Annotated in this window: 25 protein-coding genes; 14 read left to right on the top strand and 11 right to left on the bottom strand. The window is 62.2% G+C overall.

What is annotated here, in order from left to right:
* Nucleotides 1–9: 9 nt before the first annotated feature.
* The 4 genes from mnmG to hemJ all read right to left on the bottom strand — a co-directional run bounded on the left by mnmG (nucleotide 10) and on the right by hemJ (nucleotide 5,544).
* Nucleotides 10–1,902, bottom strand: a complete 1,893-nt coding sequence (gene mnmG, locus NEZ08_RS10685) for a tRNA uridine-5-carboxymethylaminomethyl(34) synthesis enzyme MnmG (protein ID WP_298106639.1) — start codon at nucleotides 1,900–1,902, stop codon at nucleotides 10–12.
* Nucleotides 1,903–2,027: 125 nt separating this feature from the next.
* Nucleotides 2,028–3,389 carry a tRNA uridine-5-carboxymethylaminomethyl(34) synthesis GTPase MnmE gene (gene mnmE, locus NEZ08_RS10680; protein WP_298106637.1) on the bottom strand — a complete coding sequence of 454 codons (1,362 nt, stop codon included), beginning with the start codon at nucleotides 3,387–3,389 and terminating at the stop codon, nucleotides 2,028–2,030.
* Between the two features lie 214 nt (nucleotides 3,390–3,603).
* Nucleotides 3,604–4,869: a transcription termination factor Rho gene (gene rho, locus NEZ08_RS10675; RefSeq protein WP_072818380.1), complete on the bottom strand. Its 1,266-nt coding sequence runs from the start codon at nucleotides 4,867–4,869 to the stop codon at nucleotides 3,604–3,606.
* 249 nt (nucleotides 4,870–5,118) lie between these two features.
* Nucleotides 5,119–5,544, bottom strand: coding sequence for a protoporphyrinogen oxidase HemJ (hemJ, locus tag NEZ08_RS10670; RefSeq protein ID WP_298106633.1), 426 nt, complete (start codon nucleotides 5,542–5,544; stop codon nucleotides 5,119–5,121).
* A gap of 471 nt (nucleotides 5,545–6,015) precedes the next feature.
* Between hemJ and NEZ08_RS10665 the strand changes: the two genes are divergently transcribed.
* The 4 genes from NEZ08_RS10665 to dnaQ are packed head-to-tail and all read left to right on the top strand — an operon-like array spanning nucleotide 6,016 to nucleotide 8,821.
* On the top strand, nucleotides 6,016–6,852 hold the full coding sequence (locus NEZ08_RS10665; protein WP_298106631.1) for a pyruvate, water dikinase regulatory protein: 837 nt from the start codon (nucleotides 6,016–6,018) through the stop codon (nucleotides 6,850–6,852).
* Nucleotides 6,849–7,457 carry a Maf family protein gene (locus NEZ08_RS10660; RefSeq protein WP_298106629.1) on the top strand — a complete coding sequence of 203 codons (609 nt, stop codon included), beginning with the start codon at nucleotides 6,849–6,851 and terminating at the stop codon, nucleotides 7,455–7,457. The genes NEZ08_RS10665 and NEZ08_RS10660 overlap by 4 nt, the downstream gene beginning before the upstream one ends.
* A gap of 2 nt (nucleotides 7,458–7,459) precedes the next feature.
* Nucleotides 7,460–8,059, top strand: coding sequence for a dephospho-CoA kinase (coaE, locus tag NEZ08_RS10655; protein WP_298106627.1), 600 nt, complete (start codon nucleotides 7,460–7,462; stop codon nucleotides 8,057–8,059).
* Nucleotides 8,060–8,095: 36 nt separating this feature from the next.
* A complete protein-coding gene (dnaQ, locus tag NEZ08_RS10650; protein WP_298106625.1) occupies nucleotides 8,096–8,821 on the top strand; it encodes a DNA polymerase III subunit epsilon in 726 nt (241 codons plus the stop codon).
* 1 nt (nucleotide 8,822) lies between these two features.
* Here dnaQ and secB read toward each other — a convergent pair whose 3' ends face one another.
* Nucleotides 8,823–9,314: a protein-export chaperone SecB gene (gene secB / locus NEZ08_RS10645; protein WP_298106623.1), complete on the bottom strand. Its 492-nt coding sequence runs from the start codon at nucleotides 9,312–9,314 to the stop codon at nucleotides 8,823–8,825.
* 467 nt (nucleotides 9,315–9,781) lie between these two features.
* Here secB and NEZ08_RS10640 point away from each other — a divergent pair, with 467 nt between their 5' ends.
* The 3 genes from NEZ08_RS10640 to NEZ08_RS10630 are packed head-to-tail and all read left to right on the top strand — an operon-like array spanning nucleotide 9,782 to nucleotide 12,580.
* On the top strand, nucleotides 9,782–10,486 hold the full coding sequence (locus NEZ08_RS10640) for a Tim44/TimA family putative adaptor protein (RefSeq protein WP_298106622.1): 705 nt from the start codon (nucleotides 9,782–9,784) through the stop codon (nucleotides 10,484–10,486).
* Nucleotides 10,410–12,005, top strand: coding sequence for an MltA domain-containing protein (locus NEZ08_RS10635; protein ID WP_298106620.1), 1,596 nt, complete (start codon nucleotides 10,410–10,412; stop codon nucleotides 12,003–12,005). The genes NEZ08_RS10640 and NEZ08_RS10635 overlap by 77 nt, the downstream gene beginning before the upstream one ends.
* Nucleotides 12,002–12,580 (top strand): Smr/MutS family protein, encoded by a 579-nt coding sequence (locus NEZ08_RS10630; protein WP_298106618.1) that lies wholly within the window; start codon nucleotides 12,002–12,004, stop codon nucleotides 12,578–12,580. The genes NEZ08_RS10635 and NEZ08_RS10630 overlap by 4 nt, the downstream gene beginning before the upstream one ends.
* Nucleotides 12,581–12,667: 87 nt before the next feature.
* Here NEZ08_RS10630 and hslU read toward each other — a convergent pair whose 3' ends face one another.
* Genes hslU through hslV form a run of 3 tightly spaced genes read right to left on the bottom strand, consistent with a single transcriptional unit; the run spans nucleotide 12,668 to nucleotide 15,076 of the window.
* Nucleotides 12,668–13,969, bottom strand: a complete 1,302-nt coding sequence (gene hslU, locus NEZ08_RS10625) for an ATP-dependent protease ATPase subunit HslU (RefSeq protein WP_298106616.1) — start codon at nucleotides 13,967–13,969, stop codon at nucleotides 12,668–12,670.
* Between the two features lie 58 nt (nucleotides 13,970–14,027).
* Nucleotides 14,028–14,510: a GNAT family N-acetyltransferase gene (locus NEZ08_RS10620; RefSeq protein WP_298106614.1), complete on the bottom strand. Its 483-nt coding sequence runs from the start codon at nucleotides 14,508–14,510 to the stop codon at nucleotides 14,028–14,030.
* Nucleotides 14,511–14,515: 5 nt separating this feature from the next.
* Nucleotides 14,516–15,076 carry an ATP-dependent protease subunit HslV gene (gene hslV, locus NEZ08_RS10615; protein ID WP_298106612.1) on the bottom strand — a complete coding sequence of 187 codons (561 nt, stop codon included), beginning with the start codon at nucleotides 15,074–15,076 and terminating at the stop codon, nucleotides 14,516–14,518.
* Between the two features lie 219 nt (nucleotides 15,077–15,295).
* Between hslV and hisB the strand changes: the two genes are divergently transcribed.
* The 7 genes from hisB (at nucleotide 15,296) to coaA (ending at nucleotide 20,011) form a co-directional block, all read left to right on the top strand.
* The gene (gene hisB, locus NEZ08_RS10610; protein ID WP_298106611.1) at nucleotides 15,296–15,889 is read left to right on the top strand and encodes an imidazoleglycerol-phosphate dehydratase HisB; all 594 of its coding nucleotides are present in this window, start codon (nucleotides 15,296–15,298) and stop codon (nucleotides 15,887–15,889) included.
* 32 nt (nucleotides 15,890–15,921) lie between these two features.
* Nucleotides 15,922–16,452, top strand: a complete 531-nt coding sequence (locus NEZ08_RS10605; protein WP_298106610.1) for a DUF2628 domain-containing protein — start codon at nucleotides 15,922–15,924, stop codon at nucleotides 16,450–16,452.
* Nucleotides 16,449–17,099 (top strand): imidazole glycerol phosphate synthase subunit HisH, encoded by a 651-nt coding sequence (gene hisH, locus NEZ08_RS10600; RefSeq protein ID WP_298106608.1) that lies wholly within the window; start codon nucleotides 16,449–16,451, stop codon nucleotides 17,097–17,099. Before NEZ08_RS10605 ends, hisH begins: the two co-directional genes overlap by 4 nt.
* Complete coding sequence (gene hisA / locus NEZ08_RS10595) at nucleotides 17,096–17,836, top strand: 1-(5-phosphoribosyl)-5-[(5-phosphoribosylamino)methylideneamino]imidazole-4-carboxamide isomerase (protein ID WP_298106607.1); 741 nt, start codon at nucleotides 17,096–17,098, stop codon at nucleotides 17,834–17,836. Before hisH ends, hisA begins: the two co-directional genes overlap by 4 nt.
* An 8-nt stretch (nucleotides 17,837–17,844) precedes the next feature.
* Nucleotides 17,845–18,621, top strand: coding sequence for an imidazole glycerol phosphate synthase subunit HisF (gene hisF / locus NEZ08_RS10590; protein WP_298106605.1), 777 nt, complete (start codon nucleotides 17,845–17,847; stop codon nucleotides 18,619–18,621).
* A 91-nt stretch (nucleotides 18,622–18,712) separates the two neighbouring features.
* Entirely contained in the window at nucleotides 18,713–19,036 is a 324-nt protein-coding gene (locus NEZ08_RS10585; RefSeq protein ID WP_298106729.1) for a phosphoribosyl-ATP diphosphatase, read from the top strand.
* A gap of 18 nt (nucleotides 19,037–19,054) precedes the next feature.
* Entirely contained in the window at nucleotides 19,055–20,011 is a 957-nt protein-coding gene (gene coaA / locus NEZ08_RS10580; RefSeq protein ID WP_298106603.1) for a type I pantothenate kinase, read from the top strand.
* A gap of 64 nt (nucleotides 20,012–20,075) precedes the next feature.
* Here the strand turns inward: coaA and NEZ08_RS10575 are convergent, their stop codons facing one another.
* From NEZ08_RS10575 to NEZ08_RS10565, 3 genes are all read right to left on the bottom strand, one after another.
* Nucleotides 20,076–21,134: an alpha/beta fold hydrolase gene (locus NEZ08_RS10575; protein WP_298106602.1), complete on the bottom strand. Its 1,059-nt coding sequence runs from the start codon at nucleotides 21,132–21,134 to the stop codon at nucleotides 20,076–20,078.
* 207 nt (nucleotides 21,135–21,341) lie between these two features.
* Entirely contained in the window at nucleotides 21,342–23,591 is a 2,250-nt protein-coding gene (locus NEZ08_RS10570) for a response regulator (protein ID WP_298106600.1), read from the bottom strand.
* Between the two features lie 160 nt (nucleotides 23,592–23,751).
* A complete protein-coding gene (locus tag NEZ08_RS10565) occupies nucleotides 23,752–24,210 on the bottom strand; it encodes a hypothetical protein (protein ID WP_298106599.1) in 459 nt (152 codons plus the stop codon).
* Nucleotides 24,211–24,915 lie beyond the last annotated feature (705 nt).

Below are 24,915 nucleotides of genomic sequence, written 5' to 3'. Positions count from 1 at the left end.
TACCCCGACTTACGCGCTCGCGGCCGAGTTTCTCGCCGTTTTCTGCCGGGCCTCTCGCCGGAGATAGGCGGTCAGGATTCCCAGCGCGGCGGGCGTCACGCCATCAAGCCGGCCCGCCTGCCCGACGGTGCGCGGTTGCGACGCCCTGAGCTTGGCACGAGCCTCGTTGGATAGACCCGGCACCTGATCGAAATCGACGCCGTTCAGGAGCAGACCCTCGTCACGACGAAAGGCCTCGACATCCGCGGCTTGGCGCGTGAGATAGACGTCGTACTTGGCGTCGATCTCGAGATGGTCTGAGATCGTGGGATCAACGGACGCCAGCTCCGGCCAGATGGCGCGCACCTGCGCCCAACCGACTTCTGGATAAGCGAGCAGTTCGAAAGCCGACCGGCGCTGACCGTCTTTATTGAGTGACAGCCCATATCGAGCGGCTTCGTTCGGCGTCAGGGTGAGTGATTGCGCCCTCGCCTTCGCGGCGTTCAGCGCCGCCATCTTGGTCCGGTGCCGTTCGGACCTCGCCGATCCGACGCATCCGAGCGCAATGCCTTTATCGGTCAACCGCCTGTCGGCATTGTCGGCCCGCAGGGTCAAACGATACTCGGCACGGGATGTGAACATCCGGTAGGGCTCCGTAATCCCGCGGGTCACCAGATCATCGATCATGACGCCAAGATAGCCATCGGCGCGATCGAACACGATGGGCTGAGAACCGCCGGCCGCGAGCGCGGCGTTCAGCCCCGCAACCAGTCCCTGGGCCGCCGCCTCTTCGTAGCCTGTGGTGCCGTTTATCTGACCGGCCAGAAACAGTCCCGCAAGTCGCTTGGCCTGAAGCGTCGGCTCCAGTTCACGTGGATCAACGTGATCGTATTCGATCGCATAGCCCGGGCGGACCATCCGAACGCGCTCCAGCCCCGGGATCGAGGCCAGAATGGCGAGCTGGACGTCCTCCGGCAGCGAGGTCGAAATGCCGTTGGGATAGACCGTGGAGTCGTCGAGACCCTCGGGTTCAAGGAAGATCTGGTGGCCGTCTCGATCGCCGAAGCGGACGATCTTGTCCTCAATCGAAGGACAATAGCGAGGACCGGTGCTTTTGATCTGCCCCGAATACATCGGAGAGCGTTGCACGTTGGCCCGAATCAACTCGTGGGTCGTTGGCGTGGTCCGGGTGATGCCGCACTGGATCTGCGGGGTCGTGATCCGGTCGGTCAAGACCGAAAACGGCTCGGGCGGATCATCCCCCGGCTGCATCTCGACCGCCGCCCAATCGATCGTCGTCCCGTCGAGCCGCGGCGGCGTCCCGGTCTTCAGCCGCCCAAGGGTGAAGCCGATCCGCTCAAATGAGGCCGAGAGCCCCAGCGCTGGCGCTTCGCCGACTCGGCCAGCGGGCCAGTTCTTCTCGCCAAGGTGGATAAGACCGCGCAGAAAAGTCCCGGTCGTAACGACGACAGCAGCCGCCGTGAGTTCGCGGCCATCGGCGAGTTCGATACCGCGGAGGCGGCCCGCCGAAACAAGAAGCTCGTTGGCCTCACCTTCGATCACCATCAGCTTAGCGGTGTCGCGGATTGCCGCCTGCATCGCGGCCGCATAAAGCTTGCGGTCGGCTTGTGCGCGGGGTCCCCGGACGGCGGGGCCCTTACGACGATTCAAGACACGAAACTGGATTCCGCCCGCATCGGCCACGCGGCCCATCAGGCCGTCAAGTGCGTCGACCTCGCGGACGAGGTGACCCTTACCGAGGCCACCGATGGCCGGGTTGCAGGACATCGCACCGATGGTCGAAAAGCGGTGTGTGACCAGAGCTGTTCGCGCACCCATCCGCGCGGCAGCACTGGCGGCCTCGCAGCCGGCATGGCCGCCACCGATAACGATGACGTCAAAGGATTCAGATCGGGAAGTCATGCGGCGTCTTCTATACCGCCGATGTCAAACCCGGAAGTGACAAAGCGGACCAAAGGCTAAGGGGTGCGCGCCCTGTTTCACGTGAAACAGAGATGACCTTCAAAAGATAAATGAATATTCGTTCACTATTTCCCGATGCAGAATTCTCGGAAGATCTTATCCAGGACGTCCTCGACGTCGACCCGGCCAAGTAGCCGGCCGAGCGATTGGGACGCCATCCGCAGCTCCTCAGCTGCCAGCTCGTCGCCCGCCCCGGCGACCCTCAGGCATCGCTCCAACGCGGCAACCGTTTCCCGCAACAAGTTCCGCTGCCGCTCGCGGCCGATCAGGCCATCTTCACCGGACCCGAAATAATCCCGGGCAAACGCTGCGAGCGCCGCAACCAACGTCGAAATCCCGATGCCTTCGCGCGCGGAAATTTTGAACGTTGTCCCGGCCCCCTGCCCTGGTCGATCTCCGCGCGCGGCCTCTGCCCGTTCATTGACCGAGCCGAGATCGATCTTGTTGCGGATCGTCCACAACGTCGCCGCCATCGTCTTCAGTTTCTCTTCGCTTTGCCCGCGGTCGGCATCCGTCATCCACAAGACGAGATCAGCTTCCGCGGCCCGTGATCGCGCGCGGCGCACCCCCTCTTGTTCAATGGGATCGTCGGTATCGCGAATGCCGGCAGTGTCGATCACCGTCACCGGATAACCGTCGAGATCGAGTTGAACTTCGATGAGGTCACGGGTGGTGCCGGCGTATGGCGAGACGATCGCCACCTCGCGCCGCGCCAACACATTGATCAATGTCGATTTGCCGACATTCGGTGGTCCTGCAATCGCAACGATCACGCCGTCGCGCAGGCGCTCACTGCGCCCCTGCCCGGCAAGCGCGTCCGCGATCTCCGCAACCAAGGACTCAACCGTCGCCAACGCCGGCGCGATCAATTCGGCCGGCACATCACCTTCGTCGGAGAAATCGATGCCGGCCTCAATCAGGGCCAATGCTTGGATGACCCGCGCGCGCCAATCACGCGCCCGGTCGCCGAGCAAACCCTGAAGCTGGCGCAAAGCCTGGCGCCGCTGCCGGTCGGTATCGGCATGAATCAAATCGTCCAGCGCTTCGGCTTCCGTGAGATCGATCTTGCCATTCTCGAAGGCACGGCGCGTGAACTCGCCGGGCTCCGCGGCGCGCGTGTTTTCAAGCCTTGAGAGCGCCGCAAAAAGCGCGGCCAGCACGGCGCGTCCGCCATGAACCTGAAACTCGGCGACGTCCTCCCCGGTCGCGCTCGCGGGCCCAGGGAACCACAGCACGATCGCGTCGTCGATTGCGGGCCCCTCGCCATCGCGCAGCAGAACGCGCGTAGCGATGCGTGGCTCAAGCACCCTGCCCGCGAATGTCTCGACCGCCATTCTCGCTTGCGGCCCGGACACGCGCACCACCGCGATCGCAGCCGGAGGCCGGCCGGACGACAACGCAAAGATGGTCTGCTCGCGTGGGTGCACGCCCTATTTGGTCGCGAGCCTTTGCAAATGCAATGAAATTAGAGCTGCCTGATCCGGCTGCCCGTCAGATTCGCAAAATGCTGCAGCCCCTGCTGCGGCCGTGACGCAGCAAAATCGGCGGATTGCATTGGCCTTGGCTCTCCAAGCACCGGCCTAAGAAAAAGGCGCCTCCGCTTGCACGAAGACGCCCTGCTCGGCCAATGGCCCAGTCCCGTCAGGTATTCATCGACTCGAAGAATTCCGCATTGTTCTTGGTGTTGCGGAGCTTGTCGAGCAGGAAGTCGATGGCGTCCATCGTGCCCATCGGATTGAGGATCCGCCGCAGCACGTACATCTTCTTCAACACCTGCGGGTCGGTGATCAGCTCTTCCTTCCGGGTGCCGGACCGAGAAATGTCGATCGCCGGGAAGGTGCGTTTGTCCGATACCTTGCGGTCGAGAATCAGTTCGGAGTTACCGGTGCCCTTGAATTCTTCGAAGATCACTTCGTCCATGCGGCTTCCGGTATCGACCAGCGCCGTCGCGATGATCGTCAGCGAACCACCCTCCTCGATATTGCGCGCCGCGCCGAAGAATCGTTTTGGCCGCTGCAGCGCGTTGGCATCGACGCCGCCGGTCAGCACCTTGCCGGATGAAGGCACCACAGTGTTGTAGGCGCGCCCGAGCCGTGTGATCGAATCGAGCAGGATCACCACATCGCGGCCATGTTCGACCAGGCGCTTGGCTTTTTCGATCACCATCTCAGCGACCTGAACGTGACGCACGGCCGGTTCATCGAAGGTCGAAGAGACAACCTCCCCCTTCACTGAACGCTGCATGTCCGTGACTTCTTCCGGACGCTCATCGATCAGAAGCACGATCAGGTAGCATTCGGGATGATTGGCCGTAATCGAGTGTGCGATGTTCTGCATCAGCACGGTCTTGCCGGTGCGCGGCGGCGCGACGATCAGCGCACGCTGGCCTTTGCCGATGGGGGCAACGATATCGATCACCCGTGCCGAAAGGTCTTTCCGGGTCGGGTCCTCGAGTTCGAGGCGGAAGCGCTCGTCCGGAAACAGCGGTGTCAGGTTGTCGAAATTGACCTTGTGCTTGGACTTTTCCGGATCCTCGAAATTCAGCGTGTTGACTTTGAGCAGCGCGAAATAGCGTTCGCCTTCCTTGGGACTGCGAATGTGGCCTTCGATGGTATCGCCAGTGCGAAGGCCGAAGCGGCGAATCTGCGATGGCGACACATAGATATCGTCCGGGCCGGGCAGGTAGTTGGCATCCGGCGAGCGCAGGAAGCCGAAGCCGTCGGAGAGAACCTCAACGACGCCTTCGCCGATAATATCGATTTCCTGGATCGCGAGCTGCTTGAGAATGGCAAACATCAGCTCCTGCTTGCGCATCGTGCTGGCGTTTTCGACCCCTTTCTCCTCCGCAAAGGCGACGAGTTCCGCCGGCGTCTGGGCTTTGAGGTCTTGGAGTTTGATTTCCCGCATTGGGATGGTCCTGTGGAGTGCTGAAGAAGGGAGGTTGCGAGGTGGCTTCTTGGGAGCGCGGAGCCTGAAGTCAGGAAGGTCCGCAGGTCTGAGCAAGGCAAGAGCCCGGAGGGCCTCAAACCTGATGCAGCGGCCGGTCCACAAGGAAACCGGAACGCAATCACATCCGCCTGCGTAGGGTGGGAATGCCATCAATATAGAAAATTGGACGACCTTCCGCAAGACGGCGCGTAGCTGCGGGGAGGGCGCTCAAAATGGCTTGACGACCACCAGAATGACGATCCCGATCATCAGGAGGGTCGGCACCTCATTGATTAACCGATAGAATTTCTGCTGGTGACGATTCCGGTCCGCCGCGAAATCCTTCACCCAGCGAACAAATAGTCCGTGGACACCCGAGAGCACCAGCACCAGGAAAAGTTTTCCGTAAATCCACCAGCTGGTGAAAAGCCAGCGCCCGGACCATGCGAGGTAAAGCCCCGCGAGCCAGGTCACGATCATCGCCGGATTGATGATCGCCTTGAGCAAACGCCGTTCCATCACCTTGAAGGTCTCGGACTGCTTCGAGCCCGCCTCGGCCTCGCAGTGATAGACGAACAACCGTGGCAGATAGAGCATACCGGCCATCCAGGCGATGACCGCGATCACATGCAGCGCCTTGATCCACTCGTACACCGGCTCTCCCACCTCTATCGGAATGCGCGGACAGCGTGACGTTCGCCACCAGCGATCAGCCCCGTATCAAGCGGAGAGACATCTTTCCCTCGGCTCGATCCGACCTATCGTGATGCGTCCTTATCTAAACTAATAATTTTAGAATCTTAAGGTTTGAGTCTGGGTAGCGGTGGATTGGACTCACCCAACGGCATCCGATCGTTATTCAGACCTTTCTCACATCTGTCTACAATTTCCTCGTGAGTCCCGCCGATTGCCGTTACATCCGATATTTCAATTCTTTGGCGGGCCGTCCGACCAGTTTATGAAGAGACAAATCCACAAAACCCCACTAACGTGATCGTGCCGGAATTCAGTTATCCTCACCGGAAGCCTTGTGAAGAAAAAATCCGGTTATCCCAGACCGGGCAGGATGGCCGGTTTTCTCTCGGGTAATCTCCACAAGGATTCACAGATTACACAGGCTTCTTCGTGCCCACGAACAGCAACTATTTTCATCTGCATCTGGTTTCCGACTCGACCGGCGAAACGTTGATAACCGTGGCCCGCGCTGTCGCCGCGCAATACACCAACGTCATTCCCGTCGAGCATGTTTATCCGTTGGTTCGCAGCCAGAAGCAGCTCGATCGCGTGTTGAACGAAATCGAGGAAGCGCCGGGAATCGTGCTGTTCACACTGCTGGAAAAGGATCTCGTCTCGAAGCTGCAATCGAAGTGTCAGGAGATCAACATTCCAAGCCTGTCGATTATCGGGCCGGTGATGCAACTCTTCCAGGCCTATCTCGGCGCACCGACTTCGGGGCGGGTAGGGGCGCAGCACACCCTCAATGCCGAATACTTCAAGCGGATCGATGCGTTGAATTACACGATGATGCATGACGACGGTCAGCACGTCGAAGGCCTCGACGAAGCGGACGTCATTCTGGTCGGCGTGTCCCGTACATCGAAAACCCCGACCTCGATCTATCTCGCCAACCGCGGCATCCGCACCGCCAACGTGCCGTTGGTGCCGGGCATTCCAATTCCGCATCAGCTGGAAGTCTTGACCAAGCCGCTGGTCGTCAGCCTGCATGCAACGCCGGAACGTCTGATTCAGGTCAGGCAGAACCGGCTGCTCAGCATGGGTGACCGCGACAACGAAACTTATATCGACCGCCAGGCCGTGGCCGATGAAGTTGCCTTTGCACGGCGGCTCTGCGCCAAGTTCAATTGGGCGCAGCTTGACGTGACCCGCCGCTCGATCGAGGAAACTGCGGCCGCTGTCATGAAGCTTTTCTCCGATCGGCAACGGCAGCGGTTGGCCGAATGACGCTGTGGCGGGGACAAGAGCCTCTGCTGCTGGCCTCGAAGAGCAAGGCGCGGCAAACCCTGCTTGCCAATGCAGGCATCCTTTTTGAATGCGAACCGGCGGATATCGACGAGCGTGCCATCCAGGAATCATCCGGACTGTCCGCGCCAGGCGAGATCGCAGGCCTACTTGCCCGTGAAAAAGCCCGCGCCGTCGCGCTGGGGCGGACAGGGCACTACGTCGTCGGTGCCGATCAGACGCTGGCGCTTGGAACGCGGACCTTCAACAAGCCCGCGGACAGGGCGCAAGCCGCTGGACAGTTGCGCGCGCTATCCGGCCAGTGCCACGAGCTTCACGCCGCGGTCGCGGTTGCTCGCGACGGAAAGCTGCTATTCCAACACGTTTCGATCGCACGCATGACCATGCGGCCGTTAAGCGATGCTGCTATCGAAAGCTACCTGGCTGAGGCTGGGCAGGCCGTGACGTCGAGCGTCGGCGCCTATCAGCTCGAAGGGCTGGGTGTTCATTTGTTCGAGCAGATCGAGGGCGATCACTTCACGATTCTTGGCCTGCCGCTGTTGCCGCTGTTCGCATTTTTGCGCAGCAAAAATTTGTTGAGCGTGTGAACATGATCGTCCTCGGCTTGACCGGCTCCATAGGGATGGGAAAATCGACTACCGCCAGTCTGTTCGCGGAAGCGGGCGTACCTGTCTATGACGCCGATGCCGCGGTTCACCGGCTTTACGAAGGCGAAGCTGTTGCCGCCATCGAGGCCGCCTTTCCCGGCACGTCGATCGACGGCAAAGTTGACCGCAACAGGCTTTCCGCCCGCGTCGTGCATGATCCCGCTGCCATGAAACAACTCGAGGAAATCGTGCATCCGATGCTCGGAGCCTCACGGCAGAAGTTTCTTCGAGACGCCGAACAGTCCGGTGCCCCGGTGGCGGTGGTCGATGTGCCCCTGTTGTTCGAGACCGGCGGCGAAAAGCGCGTCGATGCCGTCGTCGTGGTGACGACAAGCCCGCAACTTCAGCGCGAACGAATTCTGGCGCGCCCCAACATGACCGAGGAAAAGCTTGCTGCGATTCTGGCGCGCCAAATGCCGGATGCGGAAAAGAGAAAGCGCGCGCATTTCGTGGTGGATACCTCGCATGGCCTTGATCCCGTTCGCTCGCGGATTCGCGACATTCTGGCGGAGGCTGCTAAAATGACGTCCGGGCGGACCTGATTCGTCCGTTCTCCTGGTCTGGATTTTAAATCCAATATGCGCGAAATCGTCCTCGATACCGAAACAACCGGCCTTGATCCGTTGCGCGGTGACCGGCTGGTTGAAATCGGCTGCGTCGAGATATTCAACCGCATGCCGACCGGGCAGATCTTTCACCGCTATTTCAATCCCGAACGGGACATGCCGGCGGAAGCCTTTGCCGTGCACGGGCTCTCAACCGAATTTCTCGCCACCAAATCGTTGTTTGCGGAGGAGGTCGACGAGTTCCTGGCGTTCATCGGCGACGCCCCATTGGTGATTCACAACAGCTCGTTCGATATCGGCTTCATCAATGCGGAACTCGAGCGGATCAAGCGGCCGGCGATCTCGAAGGAGCGTCTGGTTGATACGCTGATGCTGGCGCGGCGCAAACATCCGGGTGTGTCGAACCGCCTCGACGATCTTTGCTCGCGTTATCAGATCGACAATTCGCGGCGTACCAAGCACGGCGCGCTGCTCGATGCGGAGCTGTTGGCCGAAGTCTATATCGATCTGATCGGCGCGCGGCAGTCGCAACTCATCCTGGCTGCGGAACCACGCGAAATTCGCGTTGCCGGCGTTGGCGAAATGCCGCGGCGACAGCGCGAAATCCCGCTCGCGCCCCGGGTCACCGAGGCCGATCGGTTGGCGCATCGCGAGTTTGTTCTGACGCTCGGCGACAAGCCGATCTGGAACGACTTCCTGCCGCCCGTGGCAGCCCAGGGCGAAATCAGCTCCGCCTGAATTAACTTGGCTTCACTTGGGCCGCCTGCATCTGAGCGGCTTGCCGTTCCATGTTCTGGCGATACAGCCCGACGAAGTCGACGGGATCCAGCATCAAAGGCGGGAAGCCGCCATCGCGAACCGCGGTCGCGATGATCTCGCGGGCAAACGGAAACAGCAGACGCGGACATTCGATCATTATCAGCGGATGCAGATTTTCCTGCGGCACGTTCAGGATCCGGAAAACACCGGCATAGACGAGTTCGAAACTGAACATCACCTTGCCGTTGCTTTCGGCCTTGCCTTCGACCGACAGCGCCACCTCGTAATCGTTCTCGGCAACGCCGTTGGCGTTGACATTGATCTGGATGTTGATCGCGGGCTGCTGCTGCTGCGGTCCAAGCGAAGCCGGTGCATTCGGGTTTTCGAACGACAGATCTTTGGTGTACTGCGCCAACACGTTCAACTGCGGAGGAGGGGCCGCCTCGGGAGGCGCACCATTGCCGTTGGTCATATGATTCTCTCCTGGAACGGTTTGGCGAGCGGAGCCATCTGTCGCATCCGAATTCGCCTGAAAGGGAAACAAACGCGTTTTCGAGGCGAGTGGCTATCATAGCCCCACCTCTTTCCACAAGGACGACCGTCCAACCAGGGCGACAGGTCGCGTCCAATTCGATCAATTGCGAACCGCCGAGGGAACGAGAGGTTCCTCTAAATAATTGAATATACGCGACTTATAGCGGCTCTCGGGGTTTCCACCCGGGTCTAAAACGCGCTAGGATTTGTCCATTCGTCAGCCGGACATGCCCGGGAGCGAGCAGTTCAATTGGTGTGACATTCTGGCCGGCAGATACCATTGGTAAGCCTAGGTTTCGTGCTTACATGCGGCTGGCTCATCGATGATGTAATATCTGCTCCCAATAAAGGGACGCTCTACCGCCGGGTCCACCGCCGGCGCCTAGATCAGAAAGCGAATTCGACGTGGATATCTATACGATCATCTTCCTGGCGCTGGCCGTTTTCATTTTCCTCCGTTTGCGCAACGTTCTCGGACAGCGCACCGGCAATGAACGGCCGCCTTATGATCGCGCAGCGCGCAACGTCGTGCAGGGCGCGCCGGACAGCAACGTCGTTCCGATCCCGGGAACCGTGATCGATCAGGCGCCGGCGGCGCCGACGGCCGAGGTTACGCCGCCCACCGATCGCTGGAAGGGCATCGCCGAAGCTGGAACGCCGCTCGCGCAGGGTCTTGACGCGATCGCCGCACAGGATTCGTCGTTCGATCCGCGTCATTTCCTGAGCGGCGCGCGAAGCGCCTACGAAATGATCGTGCTGGCCTTCGCCAACGGCGACCGGCGGTCGCTGAAGGACCTGCTCTCGTCCGAGGTCTATGAGAGTTTCGACGCTGCGATCAAGGACCGCGAGCGCCAGGAGCGCAAGACCGAGACGCGGTTTGTTTCGATCGACAAGGCCGAAATTGTCGGGGCCGAGGCGCGCGACCGCAACGCGCAGCTCACCGTTCGCTTCGTGTCGCAGATGATCTCGGTCACCCGGGACAAGACCGGCGCGATTGTCGACGGCAACCCGGACAAGGTCGCCGATATCACCGATGTCTGGACATTCGCCCGCGACCCGTCTTCGCGCGATCCTAACTGGAAGCTGGTCGGCACTGGTAGCGCGAACTAGCCGTTTGCGGCGCATTGCCGCCGCGCTCGGTCTCGTGGTTCTGGCGCTGTCTGTCATTCCGCTCGCGCCGATGGCTGCCCGCAAAATTCGCGCATCGCTTTCTGCCCACACGCACGCGGCGGCGCGGGCTTCGCGCCCAATTCCCTATCCACGCCTTGAATGGCCGATCGTGATCCATGGCGGGCAATATATTCCGCTCGCCTGGCAGGATATCGCCGGCTGGGCGTCCGATGACCACACGCAGGCCTACAAGGCCTTCCGCGTCAGCTGCGCCACGATTGCCGCCCAGCAAAATTCGCCCGAGGACTCCAGGGCGCTCGGCGCCTCCCTCCGCGGACCGTGCCGCCTTGCCAGAGCCCGTGCGATTACCGACGATGCAAAGGCGAGAGCCTTCTTCGAGGAGAATTTCGTGCCGCTACAAATATCGCGGCTTGGCCAGGATGCCGGCTTTGTAACCGGCTACTACGAGCCGATCATCGAGGGCTCGCGGACGCAGACGGATGTATTCCATGTGCCGGTCTATCGCCGGCCGTCGAACTTGTTCGTCAAAGGCTATACGCAGGATTCTCCCAGCCTTCCCAACAAGGGTCCGGTGTATCGCAAGATCGGACGGCGCAAACTGGTGCCCTATTATGACCGCGCCCAGATCGAAGATGGCGCGATCGCCGGCCGCGGTCTCGAAATCTGCTGGCTCAAGGACCAGACTGATCTTCTGTTTGCGCAGATCCAGGGATCGGCGCGGGTTCGTCTTCAGGACGGCTCGACCATCCGCATCAATTACGATGCCCATAACGGCTTTCCCTATACGGCGGTCGGCCGCATCCTGATCGATCGCGGCATCATTCCGAAAGACCAGATGTCGATGCAGAAGATCAGGGAGTGGATGGAGCAAAATCCCGAAGGCGCAAACGAAGTGCGTCGGCAGAACCGCGCCTATGTGTTCTTTCGCGAAGTGCCACTTTCCGACAAGGATGAGCCGGTGGGCGCGCAAGGCGTGCCGCTGACGCCGGGCCGGTCGATCGCGGTCGACAACTCGCTTCACGTCTATGGAACGCCGTTCTTCATCGAAGGCGAACTGCCGATCGAGTCGCCGCAGGCGAAAACGCCGTTTCGGCGTCTGATGGTCGCGCAGGATACCGGCTCGGCCATCATCGGCCCTGCCCGTGCCGACATCTACTATGGCACCGGTCCGGAAGCCGGCCGCATATCCGGGCGCTTCCGCCACAACATGCGCTTCGTGATGCTGGTGCCCAAGAGCCTTGATCCCACCGCCCGTGGCCGCAGGATGCCGCTGCCGGACCCGCGCCCGTCGGAAAAAATCGCCAAGCTGTTCCCACAGGCCGGTCCATTGAAGGAGAGTTCAAACGAAGCCCGAGGTAGCCTAAAGTCTTCGGCGGCTCCAACCGCCACAGTCCAGGCGACCGTGAAAGTGCCGTTGCCGCAGGCACGGCCGCTGATCAAGATCGGACGCACGGGCCTTCGTCTTCGCCGCTTTGTCCGTCACCGCCGATCCTCATGAAGCGACCACCCCCGATTCTGGACCCGCCGCGCCGCAAGCGAATCCTGAGCGAAGAGGAGCATGCGCTGTGGGAAAGCGTCGCCAGGCAGATCAAGCCGCTGCGAAAGAAGCACCGCGTGATAACTGCGCCGACGGCCCCACCATCAGTGGAAGCGCGGGCCGCCGCCAAAATCGCGGTTCATCCGAAGCCGGTTCCCGCTACCGGCCCACAACCGAAGAAACCGTTGACGCCGCCGCTGGTGCCGCTCGGCCGCCGTGAGCGATTGCAGCTGTCGAAGGGCAAGAAGGAGATCGAAGCCCGTCTCGACCTCCACGGCATGACCCAGGCGCGGGCGCATCGCGCGCTCTCGGGCTTTCTCCATCGCGCGCACGGCGACGGCCTGACCTTCGTGCTCGTCATCACCGGCAAAGGAAAGGTTGGTGCTGAATCCGAGCGCGGCGTGCTCCGGCGCCAGGTGCCGCAATGGCTGAGCCAGCCGGAGTTTCGCAGCCTGGTGGTCGGCTTTGACGAAGCTCATATTGGTCACGGCGGCGCGGGCGCACTCTATGTGCGGATCCGGCGATCGCGGCTTTGATTTCGGAATGGCGGCATGGTGAGGGCCTAAAGACAGCCGTCGCATCACCTTGGATTCTGCCGGGCGGAGCCGGCTCATTCGGGCGCGCTACAGAATGAACCGGCTCAGGTCGGCATTCTTGGCGAGATCGCCAACGTGCTTCTGCACGTATTCGGCGTCGATCCGGATGGTTTCCCCATGGCGATCCGGCGCGGCAAAGGAAATGTCGTCCAGCACGCGCTCCATCACGGTTTGCAGGCGCCGGGCGCCGATGTTCTCCACGGTCGAATTGACAGCCACCGCGATATCGGCCAGCGCATCGATCGCGCCGTCGGTGATATCCAGCGTGACGCCCTCGGTCTGCATCAGTGCGACATACTGCTTGATCAGTGAGGCCTCGGGCTCGGTCAGAATCCGTCGCATATTGTCGCGGGTGAGCGCGTCCAGCTCGACGCGGATCGGCAGCCGTCCCTGCAATTCCGGCAACAGATCCGACGGTTTTGCGATATGGAACGCGCCGGAAGCAATGAATAGGATGTGGTCGGTCTTCACCGGTCCATGCTTGGTCGAGACGGTCGTGCCTTCGATCAACGGCAGCAGGTCTCGCTGCACGCCCTCCCGGGACACTTCGCCGCCGACCCGTCCGTCACGCACACAGATCTTGTCGATCTCGTCGAGAAACACGATGCCGTTGTTTTCGACCGCGGCGATCGCCTCTAGGGTGAGCTGGTCGTTGTCGAGCAATTTGTCCGCTTCTTCATTGACGAGGATCTCGTGCGAGCCGGCAACCGTCAGCCGGCGCGTCTTGGTGCGGCCGCCCAGTTTGCCGAAGATATCGCCGATCGAGATCGCGCCCATCTGCGCGCCCGGCATTCCCGGAATTTCAAACATCGGCATCCCGCCGGAAGCCTGCGTCTCGATCTCGATCTCCTTGTCGTTGAGTTCGCCCTCGCGCAGTTTTCGGCGGAAGGAGTCGCGTGTGGCGGCGCTGGAATTGGCGCCGACCAGCGCATCGAGAACGCGTTCCTCGGCGGCGAGTTGCGCTCTCGCCTGAACGTCCTTGCGCTTGCGCTCGCGGGTCAGAGAAATGGCGACCTCGACGAGGTCGCGCACGATTTGCTCGACGTCCCGCCCGACATAGCCGACTTCGGTGAACTTCGTGGCTTCGACCTTGATGAAGGGCGCGCCCGCGAGCTTTGCCAGACGCCGCGCGATTTCGGTCTTGCCGACGCCGGTCGGTCCGATCATGAGGATGTTCTTCGGCAGCACTTCTTCACGCAAGCCTTCGGAGAGCTGCTGGCGACGCCAGCGATTGCGTAAGGCGATGGAGACCGCCCGTTTGGCCTCGGTCTGGCCGACGATGAAGCGGTCGAGTTCGGAAACGATTTCGCGGGGAGAAAAGTCAGTCATGGTTTCTAGCTATGTGTAAATTGCGGCCGGAACAAGCGTCGTTTTGCAGCGGTTGCCATCACGGATCGCGGATCATCAACAGTGCCGTTCCATCTGGTGTTTTCACCAGTCGGTCGCGGCGAAAGCCGGCTTTTTCATAGGCCCGAATCGCCCGTCGATTGGCGGGGTCCGGATCAGTGACGACACGGGGCGTTCCGTCAGCCAACAATCTGTCGGCAAAGGCGCGGACAAAGGCCGAGCCATGGCCACGTCCGACCATGCTGGCTTCGCCGATGAATTGATCGAGCCCCCGGGTGCCCTGCGGCTGTGGTCCGAAGCCGGAATCCTTGGCGCCCAGCTTGTAACACTGCAAATAGGCAAATTCCCGTCCATCTGCGGCAACCATGAATTGTGCCATTTCCGGATCGCCGAGGTCGCCGCTGACGAGCTCAAACTGCTCGGCCGGGTCATGCCACCATTCGCGGACGTGCGGCGCCTCCAGCCAGCGCTTGATCGTCGGCAGGTCATCCGCCAACATCGGGCGAAAGGCGAATGCCGTCATGCCTCTCAGCCGGCCTGCAGCATCTCGATGGTGACGTTGCGATTGGTATAGACGCAAATGTCGGCCGCAATATCGAGCGCACGGCGCACGATGCTTTCCGCATCCTTGTCGGTTTCGACGAGCGCACGCGCAGCGGCAAGGGCATAATTGCCGCCCGAGCCGATCGCCATCACGCCGCCTTCCGGCTCCAGCACGTCGCCGGTCCCCGTCAAGACCAGCGAAACGTCCTTGTCCGCGACGATCATCATGGCTTCCAGGCGCCGCAAATAGCGGTCGGTCCGCCAGTCCTTGGCGAGTTCAACTGCAGCGCGGGTCAATTGCCCGGGATATTGCTCAAGCTTGGCCTCCAGCCGCTCGAACAAGGTGAAGGCATCAGCCGTCGCCCCGGCAAATCCGCCGATGACGTCGCCCTTGCCAAGCTTGCGGACCTTCTTGGCGTTCGATTTGATCACGGTCTGGCCGATCGAGACCTGACCGTCGCCGCCGATCACGACCTTGCCGCCCTTGCGGACCGTCAAAATGGTGGTGCCGTGCCAAACCGGCGTCTGTTGGGCTGCTGAATGCATGGAATACCTCTCGACCTCGCCACATCTAGGGGCAGGCGCGCGTGGTTACAACTCGACGCCCTAGCCGGCCAGACTTTTAGACGGGCGAGGGAGCCGGATTTTGGTCACCATAGGCTCAAGTCACCCTCCCACAGCGGCGTCCCGCAGTAGCGAAGCATGGAGGGGCCTGTTAAAAGAACCGCGTTTTCGGCCAATGAGTTGGTCTGGAGAAGGATGCTCATGCGTAGCGCCACCATTAAGCGCAAGACGAAAGAGACCGATATCGAAGTGACGGTGAATCTCGACGGGTCGGGCGTGTCCAACGTCGCGACCGGGATCGGTTTCTTCGACCATATGCTTGATCTTCTGGCCCGCCATTCCCGCATCGACATCACCGTGAAGGCGACGGGCGACCTGCACGTCGATTACCACCACACGACTGAAGACGTCGGCATTGCTCTGGGGCAGGCTGTGAAGCAGGCGCTGGGAACCATGGCCGGCATCAATCGCTACGCCAGCGTCCATATGCCGATGGACGAAACGCTGTCGCGGGTCGTGATCGATATTTCGGGCCGCCCGGTGCTGGTCTTCAAGGCCGAGTTTCCGCGCGACAAGGTTGGCGAATTCGACACCGAGCTGGTGCGCGAATGGTTCAATGCGTTCGCGATGAATGCCGGGGTGACTTTGCACGTCGAAACCCTATATGGCGAGAACAGCCATCACATTGCCGAGTCCTGCTTCAAGGGCCTGGCGCGGGCGCTGCGGACGGCAGTTGCCATCGACCCGCGCGCGGCAGGCGAGGTGCCATCGACCAAGGGTCAGCTCGGCGGCTGACCTGGAGGTCCGATTCTCGGCGGAGAGTAAGAATGCCGGTCTATACCGTTCACGCCCCCGTGGTGAGCAACCTGGATTTCCGCGCGACCGACCGCTTCGCCTTCGTCCGTGACGGCTTTCATGTCTGGGCCGCGATCCTTGGCGTGGTGTGGCTCGCGTGGCATCGCCTTTGGCTGGCGATGATCGGCTGGATCGTGCTGATGACGGCGATCGACATTGCGTTCGTCCGGCTCGGCTTCGGCGCCGGGCTCGTCTTGCTTGTCGATGTGCTGCTCGCGTTGCTTCTGGGCTTCGAGGCCGCCAGCCTCAAACGCTGGACATTGTCGCGGCGCAACTGGCGGCAGATTGATATCGTGGTCGCCGACGATGAGGAGGGCGCTGAGCGCCGCTTCTTCGACCGCTGGACCGCACGGCAACGCATAACCGGCAATGACCAGCCGGCGGTTGATCGCGGCGGTCCGCCGCCGACGCGGGATGTCCCAGGCCAGGCCTTCTCCAAGCCGCCGCCACTGCCGCGCGACGATATCATCGGTCTGTTTCCGGAACCGGGAGCGCCAAGGTGAGTGTCGCGATCATCGATTACGGTTCCGGCAACCTGCACTCGGCGGCGAAAGCATTCGAGCGCGCCAGCCGCAGCATGGAGAGTCCGGACAAGATCGTAGTCACGCGCGATCCCGATACCGTGTATCGCGCCAACCGCATCGTGCTGCCCGGCGTCGGCGCGTTTGCCGATTGCCGTCGTGGCCTCGATGCGCTGGACGGCATGGTTGACGCGCTGACGGAAGCCGTTCGCCATAAGGCGCGGCCGTTTTTCGGCATCTGCGTCGGTATGCAGCTGATGGCAACGCGCGGCAAGGAATACGTCACGACCGACGGCTTCAACTGGATCGCCGGCGATGTCGAGAAAATTTCGCCGCGCGATGAGAGCCTGAAGATTCCGCATATGGGCTGGAATACGCTCGATCTGGTGGCCGAACACGCCGTGCTTGAGCGTTTGCCGCTGGGGCCAAAGGGCAGGCACGCCTATTTCGTGCACTCCTATCACCTCAATGCCGTCAACGAAGCCGATGTGCTGGCGCGCGCCGACTATGGCGGCCCGGTGACGGCGATCGTTGCCCGCGACACCGCGATTGGTACGCAATTCCACCCCGAAAAGAGCCAGCGCTTCGGGCTCGCCTTGATCTCCAACTTCTTGAAGTGGAAGCCGTGATTCTTTTTCCAGCCATCGATCTGAAAAACGGGCAGTGCGTGCGCCTGGAGCAGGGCGATATGGCGCGCTCGACCGTCTTCAATCTCGACCCTGCGGCACAGGCGGCAAGCTTCGCCGCGCAAGGATTCGAATATCTCCATGTCGTCGATCTTGATGGCGCCTTCGCCGGCAAGCCGGTGAACGCGCACGCCGTCGAGGCGATGCTCGCGAAAATCACCATGCCGGTGCAACTGGGCGGCGGCATCCGTGACCTGAAAACAGTCGAGGCCTGGCTCGAAAAAGGCATCACGCGGGTGATCGTCGGCACCGCCGCGGTGCGCGATCCCGAGCTGGTCAAGAGCGCGGCGAAAAGGTTTCCCGGCCGCGTGGCTGTGGGCCTCGATGCGCGCGACGGCAGGGTCGCGGTCGAAGGCTGGGCTGAAACCTCCGAGGTCAGAGCGCTCGATATTGCGCAGCGCTTCGAGGATGCCGGCGTTGCCGCGATCATCTTTACCGACATCGCGCGCGATGGGCTTCTGAAAGGCCTCAACCTCGATGCCACCATCGAGCTGGCGAACAGCATTTCCATTCCTGTCATCGCCTCCGGCGGATTCGCGTCGATCGACGACGTGAAGGCGCTGCTTGACCCGCGTGCCAAGAAGCTCGCCGGCGCCATTGTCGGCCGTGCGCTCTATGACGGCCGTCTCGATCCTGTAGCAGCGCTGAAGCTGATCCGCAGCGCGCGGGCGGCGGCGTAGGAGTATCCATGTTCAAGGTTCGCGTGATCCCTTGTCTCGACGTGAAAGACGGGCGCGTCGTCAAAGGCATCAACTTCGTCGATCTGCGCGACGCCGGCGACCCGGTGGAGGCCGCTATTGCGTATGACGCCGCCGGCGCCGACGAGCTTTGCTTTCTCGACATCACCGCGACTCATGAAAACCGCGGCATCATGCTGGACGTGGTCCGGCGCACGGCGGAAGCCTGCTTCATGCCGCTCACGGTCGGCGGCGGCGTGCGCATGGTCGACGACATCAACACGCTGCTGCGTTCCGGCGCCGACAAGGTCTCGATCAACTCGGCCGCAGTGGTCAGGCGCGAATTCGTCAAGGAAGCGGCCGAAAAATTCGGCGACCAATGCATCGTGGTTGCCATTGACGCCAAGCGCGTGAAACGCCCCGGCGGCTCGGACCGCTGGGAGATATTTACCCATGGCGGGCGCAAGGCGACCGGCATCGACGCCATCGAGTACGCGCAGGAGGTGGTTTCGCTCGGCGCCGGCGAAATCCTCCTCACCTCGATGGATCGCGACGGCACCAAGCAGGGGTTCGACCTGCCGCTGACGCGCGCGATCGCCGACAGCGTCAAGGTGCCGGTGATCGCTTCCGGCGGAGTCGGCAATCTCGACCATCTGGTCGATGGCATCCGCGAAGGGCACGCGACGGCGGTGCTTGCCGCCTCCATCTTCCATTTTGGCGAATTTACCATTCGGCAAGCCAAGGACCACATGGCCCGCGCCGGCCTGGCCATGCGGCTCGATCCCTGACGACTCTTCCTGACGGAAGTGCTACATGTCAGGGGCACTTGGCGTCCTGAGCCGCCTGGTGCCTGCGGGGTTTGAAGCCGAGTTCGAATTGATGTCGCGTTTTTCACTCCAAGACCTGGTCAGCATCATCGACGCCCGAGCCGCATCTGGCGGCGCGACTTCGTATACCCGCAAGCTGCTGGACAAGGGACCGGAGCATTGCGCCAAGAAGTTCGGCGAGGAGGCGGTCGAAACCGTGATCGCCGCGGTCGGCGCCAGCCGCGACCACCTGATCGCCGAAAGCGCCGACGTGCTGTTTCATCTGCTGGTGCTGTTGAAATCGCGAGGCGTTCGGCTTGAGGAAGTCGAGGCAACGCTGCAAAGCCGCACCGGGATGTCCGGTCTTGAGGAAAAGGCCGCGCGCAAGCGCGATTAGTCCAGCTGGATAGGCGTCATGGATATCAGGGCACCGGATCAGAGGTATAATCCTTACCGTCTCTTCACGCGCAAGCAGTGGGCGGCGCTGCGCAATGATACGCCGATGACGCTGGAGCCCGGCGAGTTCGACAAGCTGCGTTCGCTGCATGACCGGCTGGACATCAAAGAGGTCGAGGACATCTATCTGCCGCTGTCGCGCCTGTTGTCGATCTACGTCGACGCCACGCAGCGGCTGTATTATGCGCAGCGGCAATTTTTGGGGATTCGCGACCGCAAGGTGCCCTATATCATCGGCGTCGCCGGATCGGTCGCCGTCGGCAAGTCCACCACCGCGCGCGTGCTGCAGGCGATGCTGGCCCGCTGGTCGCCGCAACCGAAGGTCGAGATGGTGACGACGGACGGGTTTCTCTATCCCAAGGCCGTGCTCGAACAGCAGGGCTTGATGCAGAAAAAGGGGTTTCCCGAAAGCTACGATCTGCCGCTCCTCCTGGAGTTTCTGAGCGACATCAAGTCCGGACGCGCCAAGGTGCGTGCACCGGTCTATTCGCACTTGACCTATGACATCGTTCCGAACCAATGGATCGAGGTTGATCGTCCAGACATTCTTATCGTCGAAGGAGTCAACGTGCTGCAGACCGGGCCGCTGCCGCGCGACGGCAAGGCCGTGCCCGTCGTCTCCGACTTCTTCGATTTCTCTGTCTATATCGACGCAGAGGAACCTGTGCTGCGGCAATGGTTCGTAAAGCGCTTTCTGGCGCTGCGCGACACCGCATTCACCGATCCGAGATCGTATTTCCACCGCTACGCGCTGTTGTCCGACGACGAAGCGACCGCGACCGCGACCGCGATCTGGGAACGCACCAACCTTGCCAACCTTGAGGACAACATCCTGCCCACCCGGCCGCGCGCCACGCTGATCCTGAAGAAGGGCGCCGACCACGTGGTCGAAACGGTGGCGCTGCGCCGGCTCTGAACCTTCTTACTTGAAGCACGATCTTTTCGGAAGACCGGCTCCCATTTTCCGGCTCATGCTTGTTTCACTTGAGCGCCAGCGGCCTTTCCTCGTCGAGGAAGCCCATCAGTTCGTGGAAGAACTGCATGCGGTTCTTTTCCATCATCACCGTGTGCGTTCCTTCTGAAAGCTCGATCAGCCGTTTGTAAGGCGTATGCGTCAGGTGGGCGAAATAACCCTGCGCCTGATAGGACGGAAGGTCGGCATCCCACTCGGCGTGCAGCAGCAGCGTCGGCACCGTGATCTTGCCGGGATCATACAGCGCCTTGCCGGAACCGTAGCTGTTGGCGCTGTCCTCCAGCACGCCGTTCGGCGCGCGCAGCATCGGCGGATTGTGTTTGGAGGCGTCGGGATCGGTTGCCCAGGTCGCCTTGGCCCACGCCTCGAACACGCCGGGCGGAATCAGGCCGGCCTGCTTGTCCGGCGCGACGCCTTTCAGCCAGCGCGCCTTCGCGGAATCCATCGACACCAGCCGGTAAGCGCCCAGCGGCTTCGCCGGCGGCGTAGCCGGCTCGTTGCGGATCCATTGCGGCGCATACAGCACGAGCTTCTCGACCTTGTCGTTGTGCTCCGCGGCGTAGGACCCGGCAATCGAGGTGCCCCATGACCAGCCCATCACGTTGATCTTCGCGACCTTCCGCTTGTGCAGGATGTAGTCGACTGCAGCCCCGAGGTCGTGGGCGGCGACTTTCGTCGACACGATTGGCTTGTTGGCTTCCGGCGGCTGGCTCATCTCGGGCGGCCGCGTCGAATGACCATAGCCCCTGACGTCGACAAGATAGACGTCGTAACCGCGGCTTGCGATCAGGTCCATCATCGACATGCCTTCAATCGGCAGGTCGAACGCGGTTTCGGCCGGATAGGTCGCGCCGTGCACGAACAAAAGAATCTTGTCGGGCGAGCTCGTCTGCCCGGCGAGATGCTTGTTGCGCACGAAGAGCTCGATACCGGGATCGCCCGACGGGATCATGGTGTCGGTCGCCTCAAGCTTTGGCTCCTGGGCGTTGGTGGACGACAACAAAGAAATACCGGCAAGAAATGTTGCGACCGACAAAAAGAAAAATCGCAAAAGCCTGCTCTGCATCGAATGCCTCCCGTGACCTTTCTTGTCTTTGGCGCATGATCCGGACCGGCACGCCCGCGTCAGCGCAAACCGGGTACCGGTTCCCTCCCGATAAACGCTTGAGCGCTGCACGGAGATCATGCTTGAAAAGATCGGCGATGCTCGATGGAATCAGCCGCCGCTGTCAAGGCAGGCACGGGCAATCGTGCCTTGCCGCAGGCGACGAACTCAGGCCGCGATATGCGGCGTGGCGCCGAGGCCAGCGAGCGCGTCGGCGAGCTTCTCGCGGTCGAGCGGCTTGACCAGAAAGCCGTCCATGCCGGCTTCGAAGCAGGCATAACGGTCCTCGACCAGCGTATTCGCGGTCAGCGCCAGGATGGGCGTCCGCCGTCCGGCCTGCATGGCTTCATGGCTGCGGATGCGCTTGGTGGCCTCGATGCCGTCGAGGCCCGGCATCTGAATATCCATCAGCACGAGATCATAGGGCGTACCGGCAGATTTCGCCGCCAGCCAGGATTCCAGCGCTTCCTCGCCATTGGTGGTGATGACGGCCTGATGTCCGAGCCGGGTCAGGAGCGAGCGCATCAACAGCGCGTTGATCTCGTTGTCTTCGGCGACCAGCACCGAGAACCCGCGCGGGATAACGGCGGGCAACGCTTCGGCAATCATCGCCGGCGCGGTGACGGCTTCATCAGTCAGACCTGGCGCGGAAACGCCGGGCAGGCTCGCAAGGCGCGCCGCGAGCGAGGCCGCGCGCAGCGGCTTGACCAGATAGCCGGTGAGCGCTGAAGCCGCCGAGAACTGCGATTCCTGGCGCGTCGCCGGCGTGAACATGACGATCCGCTGGGTGGCGAACGGCCGCGCTGCGCTGGCCAGCGTCTCGACCGTGTCGATGCCCAGCGCATGATCGAGCAGCACCGCGTGCCAGCTCCGCTCCGGCAACAGCGCCCGCGCCACATCGGCATCCGCAACCACGCAGGTCTGCGCGCCCCAGCATTCCAGCCGCCGCGCCACCAGTGAGGCCTCGATGCCTCGCGGCGCGACCAGCATCACTGCGCGGCCGGCAAGATCGGGCGCCGCAAACGGTTGCGGGGCGTTCTGGCTTGCCGCCAGCGGAATGCTGACCACGAAGGTCGAGCCCTTGCCGGGTTCGCTTTCCAGCGTGATGCGGCCGCCCATTCGCTTGACGATGCGTTCGGAAATGGAAAGGCCGAGGCCGGTGCCGCCATAGCTGCGGGCAATACGGTCGTCGGCCTGTTCGAATTCGCGAAAGATACGCGCCTGCGCTTCGGCTGCGATGCCGATGCCGGTGTCACGCACGACGAAGGCGATTTCGTTGGGCCAGATGCCGGGCTCCACGATCAGCGCCACGCCGCCTGACGCGGTGAACTTGATGGCGTTGCCGGCCAGATTGAGCAGCACCTGCCGCAAGCGCGCGGCATCGCCGATCACCTGCGCCGGCAGGTGGTCGTCGATGAAGGATGCGATCTCGAGCTTGCGCGCCTGCGCCCGCGGCGCCAGTAACTCGGTGATGTCCTCGATCAGGCCGGCGAGCGAGAAGGGGCGCGATTCCAGATCGATCTTGCCGGCCTCGATCTTGGAATAATCGAGCAGCTCCTCGATCAGCGCGAGCAGCGCCTCGCCGGACGTTTTCACCGCCCTGGCGTAAGTCATCTGCTCCGGTGTCAGCGCGGTGTCGAGCAGAAGTCCGCTCATGCCGAGGATGCCGTTGAGCGGGGTTCGGATCTCGTGGCTTGCCATCGCCAGAAAACGCGACTTTGCGCGGTTGGCGGCGTCCGCCTGGTCGCGCGCCTCGGCCAGCGCGCGCTCGGTTTCGGTGCGGTCGGTGACGTCGCGGCCGACGCTTTGCATTTCGGCCGGCGCCCCGGCATCGAAACGGACCAGCGCTTCACGCCAGGCGATCCAGCGTGGACCCAGCGCGGTTTCGATGCGCTGGTCATGAACTCTGGTGCCGTTCGGTTCGATGGCGCTGTCGCCCTGTTCGATCACGGTGAACTGGAAGCGGCTGCCGATCAGCTCGTTGCGGCGTTTGCGCGCCAGTTCGCAATAGGCGTCGTTGACGAAGGTGATCCTGCCGTCAGCGTCGCGCAGCACGATCAGGTCGCCCTGCTGCTCGAACAGGCTGCGCGCGCGCTCCTCGGCTTCCTGCAGTTCCCAATTGCGGTCGGCCAACGCCTCGTTATGCAGCGCGATCTTGCGCATCTTCCTGTGCACAAAGCGCAGCCGCATGCTTACCGTGGCGAGCGCGAGACAGGCGATCGCAAACAGGAAGCTTGCGCCGATCGCGAAAGCGTTGGGGTCGTAGCCGGAATGTTCGGAGCGGCTGCCGGTGATGAAGCCATAGGCGCCGCCGAACGTGGCGGAGAAGATGGTGAACGAGCGAACCGCAAACGCGATCCACGGATGACGTCGCGAAAAGCGCCTCAGGTGCAATTTGATCCGGATCATCCGCCCCATGGCCGATCACCTGAAGTTTCTTTTTTGCGCATCGTTCGTTGGCTCGCGAAGATGCCGCCTTCGGCGTTGCGAAGTGCTTGAAGGCGCGCCGGTTCCGTTCGCCGCTTGCGAACGTGGTTGATGAAGCGTTAGGCGCTGACGATAGCGCGCCATCGCGGCATCAGAGCGATGCGGCCCGTTGCGGATGCCCGGCGACGCCCGCGCCGACGACGAGCGCGGCCGCCTCGCGCGGGGTAAATCTCTTCGAACGGACGAAGATCCGATAGTCAGCCGGTCCGTCATGCGTCAGGTAAATCACCGGGGCGCCGCGCGCCGCGCTATCCTCGATCGAAACGGCGCGCGTGACGGGATTGGCCTCGCAGGCGCTCACTTCCGCGGCGTCGCTGTCGTCGACCAGCGCGAAGTCGGCCGCTTCGGCGCTGTCGGTGATCGCCACCCGCACCGTCGCGGCCGCCGGATCGTCGGTGAAGGCGACATGCAGGTCGGCGTGCCAGGGCAGTTCGGCCATCTCCACCGATGTGTTGGCGACCGCGATGCAGGGGTGCGGGGTGGAGAGCAGGCTGCCGCGGACGAAAAACGCGGCAGCGGCCAGGGGAACAACCAAGGTGAGAGCCTTCAAACGCAACTTCGAACACAACATGGAGCCGCCTGTACGCACCCGTTCCCCGATGGCCGGGATTCATGGTTCGCGAAGGGTAAATAAAACAGGTTACCGCGGGGTTGACGGCCCTGCGCGGGTCGAATCGATGCACATGTCAAACAGCCTGATACCCTGTCATTCCGGGGCGATGCGAGGCATCGAGCTGAGACTCCATCTCGCCCCATGAAGACCTGGAGAAAGGATTCGCGCGCCCCGGAATGACCGCGTGAGGTCTCGGACATACGTCGCCATTCCCGCCAGGCAAATCGCCTCCGGGTGATTGCAAGCAATGTCTCCCGAAATCAGAGGGAGCAGGGAATGCCGGGCGTTTGGCTCGCCCGCAGCCTCGCGTGCAATGAAAGAAAGCACACGAGTTAGTCACCACAGGTTCGCCGAAACCTTCCGGCATTCCCTGCGCAATGGTTTTAACGGTTTCCTTCGTGGTCTCCCTGGTGATCGGGCTTTCTTGCCACCATCCCCAGTGCCATGCGCAAGCATCGTCACCGAGTTGATACCAGCGTCGAGGTATCAGGACGCCACGACTTCGCCGTCCGCGAGCGCGCATTCGTCTGTTGCGCGCGCCGCGTCCACCGCATCTTCCGCCCAACGTTCAGTGACGATCGCGAAACGCCCCTCCTGGCGGGCGGAAGACGCGCGAAGATGTGCCCGTGATTTGCCCGTCGT

It is taken from the genome of Bradyrhizobium sp., from assembly GCF_027451485.1.
Lineage (GTDB): Bacteria > Pseudomonadota > Alphaproteobacteria > Rhizobiales > Xanthobacteraceae > Bradyrhizobium.
Note: the sequence above shows the minus strand (reverse complement) of the source record. Positions and strands in the feature narration are given on the sequence as shown.

Bases quoted from the DNA above. Each gene is read 5' to 3' on its own strand.
- mnmG (WP_298106639.1), bottom strand. From the start codon at position 1,902: ATGACTTCCCGATCTGAATCCTTTGACGTCATCGTTATCGGTGGCGGC.
- rho (WP_072818380.1), bottom strand. From the start codon at position 4,869: ATGCGGGAAATCAAACTCCAAGACCTCAAAGCCCAGACGCCGGCGGAA.
- NEZ08_RS10660 (WP_298106629.1), top strand. From the start codon at position 6,849: ATGACGCTGTGGCGGGGACAAGAGCCTCTGCTGCTGGCCTCGAAGAGC.
- coaE (WP_298106627.1), top strand. From the start codon at position 7,460: ATGATCGTCCTCGGCTTGACCGGCTCCATAGGGATGGGAAAATCGACT.
- dnaQ (WP_298106625.1), top strand. From the start codon at position 8,096: ATGCGCGAAATCGTCCTCGATACCGAAACAACCGGCCTTGATCCGTTG.
- secB (WP_298106623.1), bottom strand. From the start codon at position 9,314: ATGACCAACGGCAATGGTGCGCCTCCCGAGGCGGCCCCTCCTCCGCAG.
- NEZ08_RS10635 (WP_298106620.1), top strand. From the start codon at position 10,410: ATGTCTGGACATTCGCCCGCGACCCGTCTTCGCGCGATCCTAACTGGA.
- NEZ08_RS10630 (WP_298106618.1), top strand. From the start codon at position 12,002: ATGAAGCGACCACCCCCGATTCTGGACCCGCCGCGCCGCAAGCGAATC.
- hslU (WP_298106616.1), bottom strand. From the start codon at position 13,969: ATGACTGACTTTTCTCCCCGCGAAATCGTTTCCGAACTCGACCGCTTC.
- NEZ08_RS10620 (WP_298106614.1), bottom strand. From the start codon at position 14,510: ATGACGGCATTCGCCTTTCGCCCGATGTTGGCGGATGACCTGCCGACG.
- hslV (WP_298106612.1), bottom strand. From the start codon at position 15,076: ATGCATTCAGCAGCCCAACAGACGCCGGTTTGGCACGGCACCACCATT.
- hisB (WP_298106611.1), top strand. From the start codon at position 15,296: ATGCGTAGCGCCACCATTAAGCGCAAGACGAAAGAGACCGATATCGAA.
- NEZ08_RS10605 (WP_298106610.1), top strand. From the start codon at position 15,922: ATGCCGGTCTATACCGTTCACGCCCCCGTGGTGAGCAACCTGGATTTC.
- hisF (WP_298106605.1), top strand. From the start codon at position 17,845: ATGTTCAAGGTTCGCGTGATCCCTTGTCTCGACGTGAAAGACGGGCGC.
- NEZ08_RS10585 (WP_298106729.1), top strand. From the start codon at position 18,713: ATGTCGCGTTTTTCACTCCAAGACCTGGTCAGCATCATCGACGCCCGA.
- coaA (WP_298106603.1), top strand. From the start codon at position 19,055: ATGGATATCAGGGCACCGGATCAGAGGTATAATCCTTACCGTCTCTTC.
- NEZ08_RS10575 (WP_298106602.1), bottom strand. From the start codon at position 21,134: ATGCAGAGCAGGCTTTTGCGATTTTTCTTTTTGTCGGTCGCAACATTT.
- NEZ08_RS10570 (WP_298106600.1), bottom strand. From the start codon at position 23,591: ATGGGGCGGATGATCCGGATCAAATTGCACCTGAGGCGCTTTTCGCGA.